Genomic DNA, 14,481 nt, shown 5'->3' with positions numbered 1-14,481 from the left:
CCTCTATAGACAAAATTTCTGATATGAAATAATTTTTTAAATCTTTTCCTGTATTAATTTTTTCTTTTTCTATATCGTATTCTTTTTTTCCTTTCTTTAATCCATCCTGAAAGCCTTTATTATAGTATTCGTTTAAAGTATCTTGAGAATTTACATTTTCTTCTTCTAAAACTGGAGGTATGGATTGATCCTCTAAGGTATTATTTTTTTTATTTTCTATTTCTCCAAAATCCTCAGCATATAAATTTCCTATTTTTTTTTGCGTTTCCACAGATTGCTTAGCCATCAAACGATCATTTCATTTCCAGGCTGTTCTTGGTCAATCAGATCGATCTCTCCACGATCCACCAAATCTTTAGCAACAATGAGAATTTCATTTTGTGCTATATCAACGTCCTTCACTCGGACAGGACCAAGATCTTCAATTTCATCCAACAGAATACGCCCTGCCCGATCAGACATAGACGCCAGAAATGCTTGACGCAGCCTATCACTTGCACCCTTCAGTGCTAATGGCAGACTTTCCCGAGGAATTTGATTCAACAACGTTATCAAACCCTCTCCGGACAGATTCACAAGTTCTTCAAACGTAAACATGAGGCTCTTAATTTGTTCAGCATCTTCTTGGCTACGTTGCTCCAAAGCAGTCATAAAACGATTTTCGAGCCTTCTATCAAAATTATTAAATATATCAGCTAATACTTCGTGGCTATTACGATTTACCCCTCGAGGCAGGTTAGAAACGAATTCTGACCTCAAAGTTTTTTCGATGCTCTGGATTACGCTTTTTTGTATCGTTTCTGTTTTTAGCATTCTCATCATAATATCTAGAGAGAACTCTTCCGGGAAAAGTGCCAATACTTTAGCTGAATGAGAAGGTTTTATCCTGCTCAAGATGACCGATACTGTTTGTGGATATTCATTTTTTAAGTAATTAGCAAGTACAGCTTCTGGTACATTCCCTAATTTATCCCACATTGTCCGGCCCGCAGGACCGCGAATTTCTTCCATAATCGCCGCTGCTCTATTGGCGGGAAGCGCATTCTTGAGAAGTTTTTCTGTACTTTCAAGATCCCCAACCACTCCTTCAGCAGTTCCTAAACCTTGGCTGAATTCATGACATACTTTTTCCACGATATTTGATGATACAATACCAAGCTGAGCCATTGCTGAAGAAACTTCTCTGATTTCTTCCTCATGCATTTGTTCAAATAACCTAGAGCAATTTTCTTCACCCAGCGCCATCATCAAGATGGCAGCCTTCTGCACACCTGAGATATTTTTTTCCATATCCATTATCTCGATGCTCCTTCCTGGGCAGGCATTAACCACCCTCTCACTAAAGAAATACTTTCTGCAGGGTGTGTTTCTACGAGATCTATGACTTTTTGTACGGATGATGCTCTAATTCTGCCTTGCACTCCATTAACAGAAACAGTTTCTTCATCAACCAAGTCTCTTTCCCCATCGGGAACTGCAAGCAGTGGTAATTTTTGTCTATCCGACTGATTATCGGGGAGGTAAAGCGCGGCTTGGGAGGTTGAGGATAGAGATTGGGACCCAGCCCCAGAAATTGCAGAGGCAAGAAGCCTTTCAGGCTTATTATCCCCGACTGGTTTCAATAAAGGTCGGACAACAAAAAATAATACCATTACAAGACAAAAAGCGAATAGACTAAATCTTACGGCTTCCATTTGATTTGAGTGAGTGAAAAATTTTCCCCATCTGAAAACCTCGGGCCGCATTTCAGTTTCCATATCGGTAAATTTCATGGACATGACAGTTACCACGTCCCCGCGCCCCTGATCGAAGCCAACTGCGCTTTTAGTCAACGCTGTTAGACGAGCCAGCTCTTCTTCATTGCGCGGCTGCCAAGACGAATGACCTTTTCCATCAGCTTGAGTGATGCCATCGACCATCACTGCCATGCTGATACGTGCAATACGAGGTTGGTCCTGAATTAAAGTACGTACTGTTTTACCAATCTCATAATTGTTTGTCTGCTCCTGCCTATTGCTCTGGCTCCCGTTCTGCTGCTGTCCTGCATTCGCATTAGGAAGATTATTTGAAACTGTCGTATTAGCGGAGCCCTGAGTATTAATATTCTTTTCGCTTTTAGTTTGCTGAGAGCGTAAAACCTGCTGATCAGGATCGTAATTTTCCTGTGTTTCCCGAACGTGATCATTGTTCATGGTAACATTCGCTTCTACACGAACGTGCCCAGGGCCAAGCGATGATCCCAACAGATCCTCAACTTCATGTGCGATGCGCTGTTCAAATACCTGACGCTGCTCTTCTAAGGATTGACCACCATTTACGCTTCCTTCTCCTTGCTTGAGCAGGACGTGGCCACGATTATCGATCAACGAGATATTGTGTGCATCCAATCCGGGAACTGCGGCGGCAACGAGGTTAACAACTGCGGCAATATTTTCTTCATCAAGGCGGCGGCCGCCATCCATGGAAAGAAGTACGCTCGCCTGAGCGTTCTGCTCATCTGTTGAAAAAAGTTCCCTATGACGCAATACAAGGTGAACTCTGGCATTCTGCACACCATGAATAAGGCGAATGGATCTTTCCAGCTCCCCTTCAAGGGCGCGGGTTTCATTAATAGTCTGTTCAAATTGAGTTGCGGTGAAGCTGTTACCCTTGTCAAAAATCTCATATCCAACTGAACCTCCAGACGGTAAACCTCCCTTAGCGAGAAGTAGCCTGGCGCGCGCGACATCATCATCAGGTACCATGATCGTACTACCCTGATCCTGAAGACGATATTTGATATGGGCTTTTGAGAGCTGGTCTACAATTTCACCAGCTTCATGGGGTTCCAGATCACGATACAAGAGACCATTAGTGGCATTGATGCCATGCATGACCAGCACGCCCAACAGGATCAGCATTGAGACGCCAACGCCACCAAGAGCTGCCAGACGTGGGAGGCCGAGCTGCTTAAGGTTTTCCAGAAGAGCTTTCACTGATTGCTCTCTTTCCAATTTTTCAGAGAATCGTAATCGTTGCGATTCCTGTCAGAAAAACCTCCCTGCCCTGCCCACATGCGAATCTGTTCCTAAAACTTTACTTTTCGATAAACTCCATTGTGGGGCAAAAAGGTTAATACATGACTAACAATCGATCTCGAAGGCTCCTGAAATCAGGTACTTGAAAAGCCGGTTAGGTCGCTCATGTTGATGGTGGCACTACCCATATCAATATTAACCCCCGTGCTTCCCTTTGAAACGCCTGTAACCGTTCCTGTTACCGTAGTCGGAAGCGCAACGCTGGTCCCGTCTGTTGAACTCCCTTCTACTGCCACAGTATAAGCGCCATTGCTTAGCTGTATCCCACTGTTATTTTTACCATCCCATGTCCAGGTATTTGTTCCAACTGAAGCATCAATTGTCTCGGATTTAACGACAGTCCCCGTACTATCCGTTATAGCAATCGCGACATCTCCAGCCTGAGGTGCGGTAAAAGACAAAGAGGCCGTCCCACTTTGCAATGGGAGACTGGAAGTACTGGCTGTCGTTGTTTTTCCGATAAGACTGACAGCAGAAGCCATCTGGTTATCCTGCGTGGCTGAAATCAAGCTCGTCAGGTTTGTATTGGTTTGCACCTGCTGTTGCACACCGGCAAACTGGGCCAGTTCCGCAGTAAATGAATCAGTACTGGTCGGATTGCTGGGATCCTGATGCTGCAACTGCGTCGTTAAAAGTGTAAGAAACTGATTGAAGTTTCCGCCCAGAGAAGACAAGGAGGAACTGCTTGAACTGCTCGTTGCGGTGCTGGACGACGCAGCGGCATTTGTGGCGGCATTACTTTTGGCTGCGCTTATTGCCTGACTCAAAAGAGATGTACTGCCTGTTGTTGTACCAACTGAAGAGACCATGATTTCAATCCTATTTTTAGACTGTGAGATCGACGACGCCGCGGAGAAATCGGCGTTCAGCGACAGAAGTTGAAGCTTCAGGCGTATCGCCCCGTAATGAACCTGATGAGCGGGTGTTGCCCTCCTGCCGCTCATCACGAGACGACATGTCAAGAAAAGCTGGCAGCGAAAGACTGATCTGGATATCTGCTTTCACTGTGGACTGCGCGCCAGAAACAAAAGATGAATTATCAGACAGTGCTTCAATTAGTGTACTTTTGTCTTCTTTAAGCGACTGGTAAACCTCCGGATTATCCGTATTAATATGAATCCGATGCTCTTTACTGATAGTTCCATTAATTTCTATATGTATTTTTTCGTTTTCTCCAACATTCATTTCGATATGAGTTATATTATTTTCACTACTTTCTTCTTGATAAAGCTGAACATGCGGATCAGCATGCCGGGAGATTTTCTCTTCATCACCGGGGGGTGCAGTGGTATTTTCTGCCTGTGTCTCAGGAGTTGTCTCATTCAATACTTCAGGCAGCATTTTTTCCGAAGAAATCGAATCTGAGTCAATAAAAGAGTTGTTTTCTATTTTTATAGAATTTTCGGATTGATTGAATTCTATATTTTGTTCTTTTTTATTTTCCTCCAATATTTCATTATCATAAATAACTCTTGAATTATTATTCCCAATAAGATCGCTGATCTGATTTGTTTTATTTGAAACAGACTCTCCCTTACCGTCCGCCGCAGAGCTTGCCTCCTTCACAGGAAGAGACGTCGTATTGTTATCAACGAAATCATCTCCCTCCGTTTGAGATGACTCATTTTCTGTTGGGCTCAGACCATCCTTCGGCAAAGATTTATCGCTACTTTTCTGCGCAACGGATTGGGGCGATTTATTCGGAACGCTACTATCCTGTGGCTGTTCTTTACTGCCATCAGAGGCGCCCTTCTGTACGGCAGTTGGAAGGGTCTGACTTTGAGGAGCAGCTGCGGGTTTCGGAAGGACAGTATGTTCTTCCAGATGTGAGACTGCGGCTGGTCGCACAGGGGACGTTGTTGAGGTCTCGGCTTTTGGAGACTGTCTCTGAGCTGTCCGTTCGGATGCGAGAGGCTCTGCTTTTGTTGCAGACTGGGATTTGACTATTGAGGTTTTTTGGCTGGTTTCAGAGTGTTTGGGAGTTTCCGGGTGCACATAGCTTGCCAGAAAATCGTGGAACCGCTCATTGGAGGCCAGTTGTGCCCCGGGAGCAATATCAGTGCGCCCGAGGCCCGTGGTCGACATAACTGCGGATGTCGTGACATGTGACAAGAACTTGGGCCTCCGGATCCGCCAGCATCGGTAAATCCGGGAAATTTTTGCACAAGAACCGTAAAGAAAGCGTTTAACTACTGCCTAATACTATAGCCTGTTGCGGGAGGTCAGGGATGGATCGTGTCGTATGCAGGCGATCCTGGAAAGGCGCCATGCGGGATCGCCGGCGTGCTCGGGCAGATGGGAGGATTACCATCAAGTGCCAGAGCCTGTACCGTATGGGTTGCCACCGAAATCAGTCCTCTGACGGCCAGCTTCTGGTTCAGATGGATATGCGCCAGAAACTCCTGTGGCAGAATCACAGCTGTCCCATCGCTAAGCTGTACGCCAGTAGGCGTAATGTCAGCGACAACCCCCTTGATCACAGGAAGGGGCGTCATGTCATAGACACAGGGAGCAGCTTCCGCTGTGGAGAGGGACAGAGCCAGAACCAGGCTGGCGCAAGCAAGCTTTTTCAATGTCTGAAATGCCTCATGCCGGTGAATACCATGGCGATCCCGGCCGCATCTGCCGCATCGATCACCTCCTGATCGCGGATGGAGCCACCCGGCTGAATGACAGCCACGGCACCCGCCGCAACGACGCTCTCAAGACCATCCGCGAAGGGGAAGAACGCATCCGAAGCTGCAACCGATCCCATTGTCAGCGGGGCCTGCTCTCCGGCTTCCTTTGCGGCATCTTCGCTCTTGCGCGCTGCAATCCGCGCGCTGTCTACCCGTGACATCTGCCCGGCACCAATGCCAACCGTGGCGCCATTGCGGACATAGATGACGGCGTTTGATTTCACATGCTTTGCGACGCGGAACGCGAACAGCAGATCCTTCATTTCCTGATCCGTCGGCGCCCGCTTGGTCACGACCCTGAGGTCGGCTTGCGTTACCCGACCGGCATCGCGACTCTGGGCCAGAAAACCACCTGCGACCGAGCGGAATGACAGCCCTTCAGCGGTCGGATCAGGCACGCCCTGCGTGAGCAGCAGACGCAGGTTCTTTTTCTTTGCAAGGACCTCGACGGCATCGGCATCGGCATCGGGAGCCACGATCACCTCCGTGAAGATCTTACTGATCCTCTGGGCCGTGGCACCATCCAGCGTCTGGTTGAGGGCGACGATACCGCCGAAAGCCGAAACGGGATCGCAGCGCAGAGCCGCAATCCAGGCTTGCTCCAGCGTTGCTGCAGACGCCACGCCACATGGATTGGCATGTTTGACGATCACCACAGTCGGTTCATCAAACTCGGCGACAGCCTCGAACGCCGCATCCGTGTCATTGATGTTGTTGTAGCTCAGCGCCTTGCCCTGAAGCTGCCGCGCGCTCGCCACACCCGGACGCTGGCTGCCGTCACGATAGAAAGCCGCCTTCTGATGTGGGTTTTCGCCGTAACGCAGCAGATCGTCCCGTGTTCCGCTCAGGGTCAGGACGGGAGGCAGGATTTCGCCGGCCTGTTTGGCAAACCAGCGGGAGATCATGCTGTCATAGGCAGCTGTGTGGGCGTAGGCGGAGGCCGCGTAGCCCCGTCGTTCGACCAGCACCGTACCGCCCTGCTCCAGTGACGCGATGACCGCCCCATATTGCTGCGGATCCGTCAGGATCGCGACGTGATCGAAGTTTTTGGCAGCCGCGCGGATCATGGCGGGGCCACCGATATCAATATTCTCGATGCAGTCTTCGTCCCCTGCACCCGATGCAACGGTTGCGGCGAACGGATAGAGATTTACACAGACCAGATCAATCGGAGCGATGTCATGCTTCGCCATCTGCGCAACATGATCGGCGAGATCGCGGCGTCCGAGAATGCCACCATGAACCTGAGGCACGAGGGTCTTGACCCGCCCGTCCAGAATTTCCGGAAAACCGGTATGGTCCGAGACATCCTTGACGGTCAGACCGGCGTCACGAAGAGCCTTGGCGGACCCCCCGGTCGAAAGCAGTTCCGCACCGTGGGCGGCAAGCGCACGCCCCAGTTCGATCAGTCCCGTCTTGTCAGAAACGGAGAGAAGAGCGCGGCGGACGGGGAGTCGGGTCTGTGTCATGATGAGAATGAAATATCCTTCAAAACATGTCCGCGCAACCGCGAGTGATGCGCAGAGGGGGGATGATGACCCGGAACAGGGCCATTACCGGAAAATCCTGCCCAGCACAGAAGGCAGAGGATGGGCACAAGAAGCATGATTTCCCCGATGCCGCCAGTCCGGACATAGGGCCAGAGTGAAAGTCGCGAACGGCTGAGGGGGGCGAAAACCTGACAGCCTCCTGTCGGAAGGTCGGCGGCGATATGGGTCGCAGCGCCGAGCAGCAGGGCACCCCACGGTCCGCGAAGACTTTCAGGGCCCATCAGACCATTCATGACGACCGCAACCATGAGCAGCATCAGGCCCGAATGCGTCAGGCCACGATGGCCGAAGGCTTTCGCCAGAAAGCGGGAGAGGATCTTCACCCGGCTTCCAAGCATGGAGCGCTCGGTATCAATGTCGGGTAGCAGGCTGCCCAGCAGCCCGGTGCAGACGGAGAGCGGTTCAGGCGATAGCACATGCCAGCGCATGGCACACAATACGGCAAAGCCGCCGATCAACAGATGGGAACGTCCAGTCACGCGCCCTTATGATCTGCTTCATCCCGTCCCGCAAACCATTTGTTCATAAAACGTTCACGGGGGCCACGACGTGATGCAGGCCCCGTGAAGCGTCCGTGGCGGTGCGCTCAGACCTTCAGGAGGGCTGCGGCCGTTGCGCGCTGACGAACCTTGTCCGCGTCGAAGGCGCCCGCCGTAACCCAGGAGCCACCGACACAGGAAACGGTCGGAAGGGCCAGCCATTCCGGGGCGCTCTCTTCCGTAATACCACCCGTCGGGCAAAAACGGACATTGCTGCCGAAAACACTGGCAAGGCTCTTCAGCGCGGGAATGCCGCCATTCGTCACGGCCGGGAAGAACTTGAAGCGCGACAGACCCAGATCGAGACCCCGCATGATGTCACCCGCATTGGCGACACCCGGCAGGAATGGAACGTCATGCGCGACGGAAGCCTTGACGAGGGCTTCGGTCAGGCCCGGGCTGACGATGAAGCGCGCGCCCGCTTTCACGGCACGGTCCATATCGGACGGGTTCAGAACGGTCCCCGCCCCGACGAGCGCACCCGGCACCTTGGACATTTCCTCAATGACTTCGAGCGCACAGGGCGTCCGCAACGTGACTTCAAGCGTGGACAGGCCACCCGCCACCAGAGCCTCGGCCATCGGACGGGCCTGCGCCACGTCATTGACCACCAGCACCGGCATGACCGGACAGCGGCTCATGACGGCATCAAGTTTGGCAGTATCGATCATGAGAAATCTTCCTTAGTGAATATCGTCGCCGACGGCTTCGATCACGCGATCCATCTGGGCCAGCATCGCAGACCCGCCCGCTTCGGCCGGATCATGCACCGAACGCAGCAGCGCAAACAGCTCCCGACCCGTTCCCAATGCCGGGAGCGGCGGGGCGACCGGCGTGCGGCTGTCCCATTCGGCGGCATCCACCAGCACCTCGATCTGGCCGCTCACGGCGCAGACGCGGACCATGTCACCGTCCCGAACGCGGGCGATCGGACCGCCAACCTGCGCTTCGGGGCCGACATGAATGGCCGCCGGCACCTTGCCGCTGGCGCCCGACATACGACCATCCGTCAGAAGCGCCACCTTGAAGCCGCGGTCCTGCAGCACGCCCAGCGTCGGGGTCAGCTTGTGCAGTTCCGGCATGCCATTGGCTTCCGGCCCCTGGAAACGCACGACCACGACGACATCACGCTCAAGTTCGCCATTCTGATAGGCCGTGATGACGTCATGCTGGTCCTGAAACACCCGTGCAGGCGCTTCGACCGTCAGGTGTTCCGCTGCAATGGCGCTGCTCTTGTAAATCGCACGTCCCAGATTTCCCGTCATCAGGCGCATGCCGCCATCCGGACGGAAAGGCGTTGCAACGTCACGCAGGATGTCGGTGTCGGTGGAAGATTTTGCGCGGCTGTAAACGAGGTCCTCGCCTTCAAGCGAAGCGCGGCGCGCGTAGTCGGAGAAGCCGCCGCGCGAGACCGTTAGGATATCCTGATGCAGCATTCCGGCGCTCGACAGTTCGGCGATGACCGTTGGCATACCCCCCACGCGGTTGAACGCATTCACGTCTTCCGAACCGCTCGGATAGACGCGGGTGATCAGCGGAACAGCGGAAGACAGGCGGCTGATGTCTTCCCAGTCGATCAGAATGCCTGCAGCGCGGGCGATGGCGGGAAGATGGATTGCATGGTTGGTCGACCCACCCGTTGCCAGCAGTCCGACAGCAGCGTTCACGATAGCCTTTTCATCGACGCACTGCGCGAGCGGGCGCGCATCTTCTCCATTCAGGCCGATCTCTGCCAGACGATGGATTCCCGAGCGCGTCATGGCCTGACGCAGCTTCGTGTTGGGATTGATGAACGCCGAGTCCGGCATCATCAGCCCCATGATCTCGACCATCATCTGGTTCGTATTGGCCGTTCCATAGAACGTGCAGGTTCCGGCACTGTGATAGGAGGCGTTTTCCGCTTCCATCAATTCGGCCTGCCCGACCTTGCCCTGAACATAGAGCTGGCGGATGCGCTGCTTTTCCTTGTTTGGAAGACCGGACGGCATCGGACCGGCCGGAATCAGCATGGTCGGCAGATGACCAAAGCGCAGGGCGCCCATCAGAAGCCCTGGTACGATCTTGTCGCAGATCCCGAGCAGCGCCACGCTTTCGAACATGCCGTGGCTCAGACCGACCGCCGTGGACATGGCGATCACGTCGCGGGAGAACAGGGACAGTTCCATCCCCTCCTGCCCCTGCGTCACACCGTCACACATGGCAGGTGCGCCGCCCGCCACCTGGGCCGTCGCCCCGACTTCACGCGCGAACAGCTTGATCTGCTCGGGATAGCGGCCATAAGGCTGATGCGCCGAGAGCATGTCGTTATAGGTTGTGATGATACCGATATTGGTCCCGGTGGGACGCATCAGTTCCGGCTTGTCGGGGCTGGAAGCCGCGATCGCATGAGCCAGATTTCCGCAGGCGAGTCTGGGCCGGAGCACACCTTTGGCCCGGTTGCGCTCCATCAGGGCGAGATACCGGCGCCGGGAGATTTTCGAACGCTCGATGATACGGGCAGTCACACTCTCGACGACAGGATTCAGAGACATCTGGAAATACTCGCTACTCGGCTGATGCCTGCAATGCGCTCCGGAAAGGCCGACTTTCCGGCGCAAGGCACGGTATCGTGATTGAGGCCCCGTTCATACGGAAACCCCTCCTTCAGGGCAAGCCGTTCCCCAAATGAAAACCTCAATATTCTCATTTTTATTTCAATAAATCATTTCATATCGTCGATAAGTTCCAAAAATCACATTCAGGACGCAACAAAAAGAATTGCATCTGTTAGTCACAATCCTCAAGGAAATGCCCCTCGTCAGAGTACCACTCGGAAAATCCAAAAATGGACCAACAGTCATTAAATGATCGGTAATTTGTCTGAACTACCCTCATGAAATATCGATAGGGGTCAGAACAGAATATTCACGGAGATAATATCATGAAATTTATTCCCGCTATGGCTGCAATTTCATCCATTCTTTGCGCAACCCCGTTTGCCAGTGCCGATTCACTGCACACACACTGGGAAAAATTCAAGGCACACCGTGCGTTTCATCATCTTTCTGCCGATGGGCAGCGTGCTTTTCAGGATATTCTGAAGGCTCGGGACATTCTCCAGACGACAGGCAAGACCGAAGCCGCCATTCCGGCCCTGTACGATGCCCAGAAGCGCCTTGCTGCTGCGGAAAAGGCTGACAAAAAATTTCAGGCTGCCGAAAACGATCTCCATCCTGCCCCACAGCATCCTGTTATCGCCAACCACCAGCCTGTCGTTGGCCAGACGGACTGGCTTCCGGTCGGCGGTGAGTTCATCCTGAGCGAGACGCTGGCCCCCGAAAAGAAAGCCGCGATCGTCTCTGCGAATGCCCAGCTGAAGTCCGGCAACACGGATCAGGCTGCCGAGACCATGAAGGTCGTGGGAGCAGATGCGGACTTCATTATGGCGCTCGCTCCCGTCACGCCGGTGCAGGGTGCGGTCTATCGGGCAACCGTCTTTACCGAAGGACATAATCCGCAGGAAGCTGTGGCTGCCCTGAACCAGGCTCTGAATTCGGTGGTGTTCGTTTCTGAAAGCACAATCGAAACACTGGCGCCTGCCGCCCCGGCTCCCGCCAAGAAGTAATTTTTCAGACACGGGTTTAGGCATAAAAAAGAGCGGTGCAGGCCAAAGCCTCACCGCTCTTTCCTGTCCATGATTCAGAACGCCTTAACGCCAGGCGGAATCGGGAGCCGGAAGCAAAATCGCATTTTCCATAATGCTCAGATAGCTTGCGACCTTAGGCGGCCAGACCCCGCTCGCTACGGCGTGCGCCCTGATCTCCATACGCGCATTCATGTCTGCGTAGGGCCAGATATGGGCCAGCCGCGGCGTGCCTTCGAGAGAAATCATCCCGCAGACCAGCCCGGACAGTTCCAAGCGTGGCGGGAGGGACGCCGCAAAAGCTTCCTCCACATCCCCCACCTGCCCCAGCTTCAACTCGTAGCAGCGCCATTCATAGACGCTGCCATGGGCTCCCGCGGGAAGCAGAGGCGAAATGATGCGCCAGCTTGTGACATCAACGCTCTGGATGGAGTCTTTGGGGATTGCAGCCAGAAGTTCAGGTCGTCCATCGAGCAGACCAGCATAGGTGTCGGCTGTCCGAAACAGGATAATCCGGTTGAGCACGCCAATTTCGCTCACCCACACGGCGAGGCCGTCACGCCCCGTGAGCGCAGAAACCACTACTGGGACCTGCCCGATCCGGACATCAAGGATAATGGTTTCTGTATAACTCATGGACTGACTCCGGATTATTTTCCTGCCTGCCGGGCAGCAACAAAATTTTCCAGCCAATGAATGGTATAGTCCCCCTTCTGGAAAGAAGGATCGGCCAGAATTTTCTGGTGAAGCGGAATGACCGTCTTCACACCATCCACCACACATTCATCCAGAGCACGCTGCATGCGGGCAATGGCTTCAGCGCGCGTGGGGGCATGCACAATCAGCTTGGCGATCATGCTGTCATAGTAAGGCGGGATGCGATAGCCAGCGTAAATGGCGCTGTCCATACGAACGCCCAGCCCACCCGGAGCATGGAAGACCTTGATCGTACCGGGGCTCGGCATGAAGGTTTCCGGATCTTCCGCATTGATGCGGCACTCGATCGCATGCCCGGACATTTTGATATCCGACTGCGTGTAACCAAGCGGCTCACCCGATGCGATACGGATCTGCTCGCGAACGAGATCCACACTGCAGACCATCTCGGTTACTGGATGCTCGACCTGAAGACGCGTGTTCATCTCGATGAAGCAGAACTGACCGTCCTGATACAGGAACTCGAGCGTGCCAGCGTTGCGATAGCCCATGCGTGAGAGGGCCTCGGTCGCGGTGCGGCCGATTTCCTCGCGTTCGGCATCTGTCAGGGCCGGTGAACCGGCTTCTTCCAGCAGCTTCTGGTGACGACGCTGGAGCGAACAATCACGCTCGCCGAAATGCACGACATTGCCATGCGCATCGCCAAGGATCTGAAGCTCGATGTGACGCGGACGGTTGAGATATTTCTCGAGATAGACCTCGTCGTTGCCGAAAGCCGCACGGGCTTCGGCACGGGCCACCGACCAGGCTTCCTCAAGGTCGTCCGCCGTCATTGCGACCTTCATTCCGCGCCCGCCACCACCGGCAGCAGCTTTGATGAGAACCGGATAGCCGACTTTTTCCGCAACCTCACGGGCAGCCTGCAAATTGGCCAGACCGCCATCGGAGCCGGGCACCAGTGGCACGCCGAGCGCCCGCATGGTGGTCTTGGCGGCGATCTTATCGCCCATCGTGCGGATATGCTCGGCGGTCGGGCCGATAAACGCGAGACCGTGTTCTTCCACGGTTTCGGCGAACTCGGCATTTTCCGACAGGAAGCCATAGCCGGGGTGAATGGCGTCAGCCCCTGTGATCGTCGCAGCGGAAAGAATAGCTGCAACGTTCAGATAGGAGTCGCGCGCACTCGGCGGACCGATGCAGACGGCTTCGTCCGCAAGACGCACATGCATCGCATCGGCGTCTGCCGTCGAATGCACGGCAACGGTTTTGATGCCCATCTCGCGGCAGGCGCGCTGGATCCGCAGCGCGATCTCACCCCGGTTGGCAATGAGGACCTTGGAAATCATTACTCGATGATCGCCAGGGCTTCGCCGAACTCGACCGGCTGGCCGGATTCGACAAGGAACTTCGTCAGCGTGCCGGCGCGGGGAGCCTTGATCTGGTTGAAGGTCTTCATGGCTTCGATGAGCATGATCGTCTGACCCGCGGTGACCGCCTGTCCTTCGACTGCGAACGGCGGAGAAGCCGGATCGGGCGTCAGATAGGCAACGCCGACCATCGGGCTCGGCACCATGCCCGGATGCTTGGCCGGATCAGCCGGAGCCGCAACGGCGGCGACTGCCGGAGCCGCAGGTGCTGCGGCGGCCTGCACGGGAGCAGCAGCCTGAACCACGTTGACGTTGCGCGCCACGCGGATGCGGCTGTCCGCTTCGGAAATCTCGATTTCGGTCAGGCCGGTTTCGGTCAGAATATCGGCCAATGCCCGGATGGCATCCTTGTCCACGAGCATACGGCTCATCCTTCGTCTTCGATCATGTCGGTTATTGCCTGAAGCGCGTGCGCATATCCCCTGACGCCGAGGCCACAGATCACGCCGATGGCGGCCTGCGAGACGTAGGTGTGATGACGGAACGGCTCCCTGCGATGAATATTGGAAATATGAACCTCAACCACCGGCAGCTCGACCGCCAGAAGCGCGTCGAGCAGGGCAATCGAGGTGTGCCCGTAGGCTGCGGGATTGATCACGATTCCGTCTGCACGGCCGCGACATTCCTGAACCCAGGACACAAGTTCACCCTCTCCGTTCGTCTGGCGGAAATCAATGGCGACATCAAGCCGTTCCGCAGCCTGAATGCACACCTGCTCGACATCGTCGAGCGTAGCGTGACCGTAGATTCCGGGCTGGCGAAGACCCAGCATATTAAGATTCGGACCGTTGAGAACGGTAATCAGAGGGCGTTTCATCTGGCCGCGCGATAGCACTTTCGAAGCTGTCATGAAAGCGTCATTGCCCTATTGCTGCCGTCTTCGGGGTGTCCAAAAGGCGACAGGGCAGCATTTTTGTGCTATCAGGACCAA

At 54.3% G+C, this 14,481-nt stretch carries 15 protein-coding genes; 1 reads left to right on the top strand and 14 read right to left on the bottom strand.

What is annotated here, in order from left to right; translation table 11 throughout:
• The 10 genes from HK22_RS14900 to edd form a co-directional block, all read right to left on the bottom strand.
• Positions 1-286, bottom strand: a 286-nt coding sequence (locus HK22_RS14900) for a hypothetical protein (RefSeq protein ID WP_143412362.1), incomplete at its 3' end; no start/stop codon positions are given.
• Complete coding sequence (locus HK22_RS02015; RefSeq protein ID WP_086648171.1) at positions 286-1,290, bottom strand: flagellar motor switch protein FliG; 1,005 nt, start codon at positions 1,288-1,290, stop codon at positions 286-288. The genes HK22_RS02015 and HK22_RS14900, both read right to left, overlap by 1 nt.
• 5 nt (positions 1,291-1,295) lie before the next feature.
• Positions 1,296-2,975: a flagellar basal-body MS-ring/collar protein FliF gene (gene fliF / locus HK22_RS02010; protein ID WP_086648170.1), complete on the bottom strand. Its 1,680-nt coding sequence runs from the start codon at positions 2,973-2,975 to the stop codon at positions 1,296-1,298.
• A 176-nt stretch (positions 2,976-3,151) separates the two neighbouring features.
• Complete coding sequence (locus tag HK22_RS02005) at positions 3,152-3,886, bottom strand: flagellar hook assembly protein FlgD (RefSeq protein WP_077803924.1); 735 nt, start codon at positions 3,884-3,886, stop codon at positions 3,152-3,154.
• Positions 3,887-3,902: 16 nt separating this feature from the next.
• Positions 3,903-5,162: a hypothetical protein gene (locus tag HK22_RS14895; RefSeq protein ID WP_143412361.1), complete on the bottom strand. Its 1,260-nt coding sequence runs from the start codon at positions 5,160-5,162 to the stop codon at positions 3,903-3,905.
• A gap of 137 nt (positions 5,163-5,299) precedes the next feature.
• Positions 5,300-5,650, bottom strand: coding sequence for a hypothetical protein (locus tag HK22_RS01990; RefSeq protein ID WP_086648146.1), 351 nt, complete (start codon positions 5,648-5,650; stop codon positions 5,300-5,302).
• On the bottom strand, positions 5,647-7,224 hold the full coding sequence (gene purH / locus HK22_RS01985) for a bifunctional phosphoribosylaminoimidazolecarboxamide formyltransferase/IMP cyclohydrolase (protein WP_086648145.1): 1,578 nt from the start codon (positions 7,222-7,224) through the stop codon (positions 5,647-5,649). Before purH ends, HK22_RS01990 begins: the two co-directional genes overlap by 4 nt.
• Positions 7,221-7,784 carry a metal-dependent hydrolase gene (locus HK22_RS01980; protein ID WP_086648144.1) on the bottom strand — a complete coding sequence of 188 codons (564 nt, stop codon included), beginning with the start codon at positions 7,782-7,784 and terminating at the stop codon, positions 7,221-7,223. Before HK22_RS01980 ends, purH begins: the two co-directional genes overlap by 4 nt.
• A gap of 107 nt (positions 7,785-7,891) precedes the next feature.
• Positions 7,892-8,515, bottom strand: a complete 624-nt coding sequence (gene eda / locus HK22_RS01975; protein ID WP_062109964.1) for a bifunctional 4-hydroxy-2-oxoglutarate aldolase/2-dehydro-3-deoxy-phosphogluconate aldolase — start codon at positions 8,513-8,515, stop codon at positions 7,892-7,894.
• 12 nt (positions 8,516-8,527) lie between these two features.
• Positions 8,528-10,375, bottom strand: coding sequence for a phosphogluconate dehydratase (gene edd / locus HK22_RS01970; protein ID WP_086648143.1), 1,848 nt, complete (start codon positions 10,373-10,375; stop codon positions 8,528-8,530).
• Between the two features lie 389 nt (positions 10,376-10,764).
• On the opposite strand from edd, the gene HK22_RS01965 reads away from it, so the two are divergent.
• Positions 10,765-11,448, top strand: coding sequence for a YfdX family protein (locus tag HK22_RS01965; protein ID WP_062109960.1), 684 nt, complete (start codon positions 10,765-10,767; stop codon positions 11,446-11,448).
• 84 nt (positions 11,449-11,532) lie between these two features.
• Here the strand turns inward: HK22_RS01965 and HK22_RS01960 are convergent, their stop codons facing one another.
• The 4 genes from HK22_RS01960 to aroQ are packed head-to-tail and all read right to left on the bottom strand — an operon-like array spanning position 11,533 to position 14,367.
• Positions 11,533-12,102, bottom strand: a complete 570-nt coding sequence (locus HK22_RS01960) for an NIPSNAP family protein (RefSeq protein ID WP_086648142.1) — start codon at positions 12,100-12,102, stop codon at positions 11,533-11,535.
• Between the two features lie 14 nt (positions 12,103-12,116).
• Positions 12,117-13,469 carry an acetyl-CoA carboxylase biotin carboxylase subunit gene (gene accC, locus HK22_RS01955; RefSeq protein WP_086648141.1) on the bottom strand — a complete coding sequence of 451 codons (1,353 nt, stop codon included), beginning with the start codon at positions 13,467-13,469 and terminating at the stop codon, positions 12,117-12,119.
• Positions 13,469-13,921 carry an acetyl-CoA carboxylase biotin carboxyl carrier protein subunit gene (locus tag HK22_RS01950; protein WP_086648140.1) on the bottom strand — a complete coding sequence of 151 codons (453 nt, stop codon included), beginning with the start codon at positions 13,919-13,921 and terminating at the stop codon, positions 13,469-13,471. Before HK22_RS01950 ends, accC begins: the two co-directional genes overlap by 1 nt.
• On the bottom strand, positions 13,918-14,367 hold the full coding sequence (gene aroQ / locus HK22_RS01945) for a type II 3-dehydroquinate dehydratase (protein WP_041112562.1): 450 nt from the start codon (positions 14,365-14,367) through the stop codon (positions 13,918-13,920). The genes HK22_RS01950 and aroQ overlap by 4 nt, the downstream gene beginning before the upstream one ends.
• Between the last annotated feature and the right edge of the window lie 114 nt (positions 14,368-14,481).

The organism is Gluconobacter sp. DsW_056 (assembly GCF_002153595.1).
GTDB classification, from domain to species: Bacteria; Pseudomonadota; Alphaproteobacteria; order Acetobacterales; family Acetobacteraceae; genus Gluconobacter; species Gluconobacter albidus.
This window is presented reverse-complemented; position numbering and strand designations above follow the sequence as displayed.

Excerpts from the sequence above, each read along its gene's own strand:
- HK22_RS02015 (WP_086648171.1), bottom strand. The coding sequence starts at position 1,290 with ATGGAAAAAAATATCTCAGGTGTGCAGAAGGCTGCCATCTTGATGATG.
- HK22_RS02005 (WP_077803924.1), bottom strand. The coding sequence starts at position 3,886 with ATGGTCTCTTCAGTTGGTACAACAACAGGCAGTACATCTCTTTTGAGT.
- HK22_RS14895 (WP_143412361.1), bottom strand. The coding sequence starts at position 5,162 with ATGTCGACCACGGGCCTCGGGCGCACTGATATTGCTCCCGGGGCACAA.
- purH (WP_086648145.1), bottom strand. The coding sequence starts at position 7,224 with ATGACACAGACCCGACTCCCCGTCCGCCGCGCTCTTCTCTCCGTTTCT.
- eda (WP_062109964.1), bottom strand. The coding sequence starts at position 8,515 with ATGATCGATACTGCCAAACTTGATGCCGTCATGAGCCGCTGTCCGGTC.
- edd (WP_086648143.1), bottom strand. The coding sequence starts at position 10,375 with ATGTCTCTGAATCCTGTCGTCGAGAGTGTGACTGCCCGTATCATCGAG.
- HK22_RS01965 (WP_062109960.1), top strand. The coding sequence starts at position 10,765 with ATGAAATTTATTCCCGCTATGGCTGCAATTTCATCCATTCTTTGCGCA.
- HK22_RS01960 (WP_086648142.1), bottom strand. The coding sequence starts at position 12,102 with ATGAGTTATACAGAAACCATTATCCTTGATGTCCGGATCGGGCAGGTC.
- accC (WP_086648141.1), bottom strand. The coding sequence starts at position 13,469 with ATGATTTCCAAGGTCCTCATTGCCAACCGGGGTGAGATCGCGCTGCGG.
- HK22_RS01950 (WP_086648140.1), bottom strand. The coding sequence starts at position 13,921 with ATGAGCCGTATGCTCGTGGACAAGGATGCCATCCGGGCATTGGCCGAT.
- aroQ (WP_041112562.1), bottom strand. The coding sequence starts at position 14,367 with ATGAAACGCCCTCTGATTACCGTTCTCAACGGTCCGAATCTTAATATG.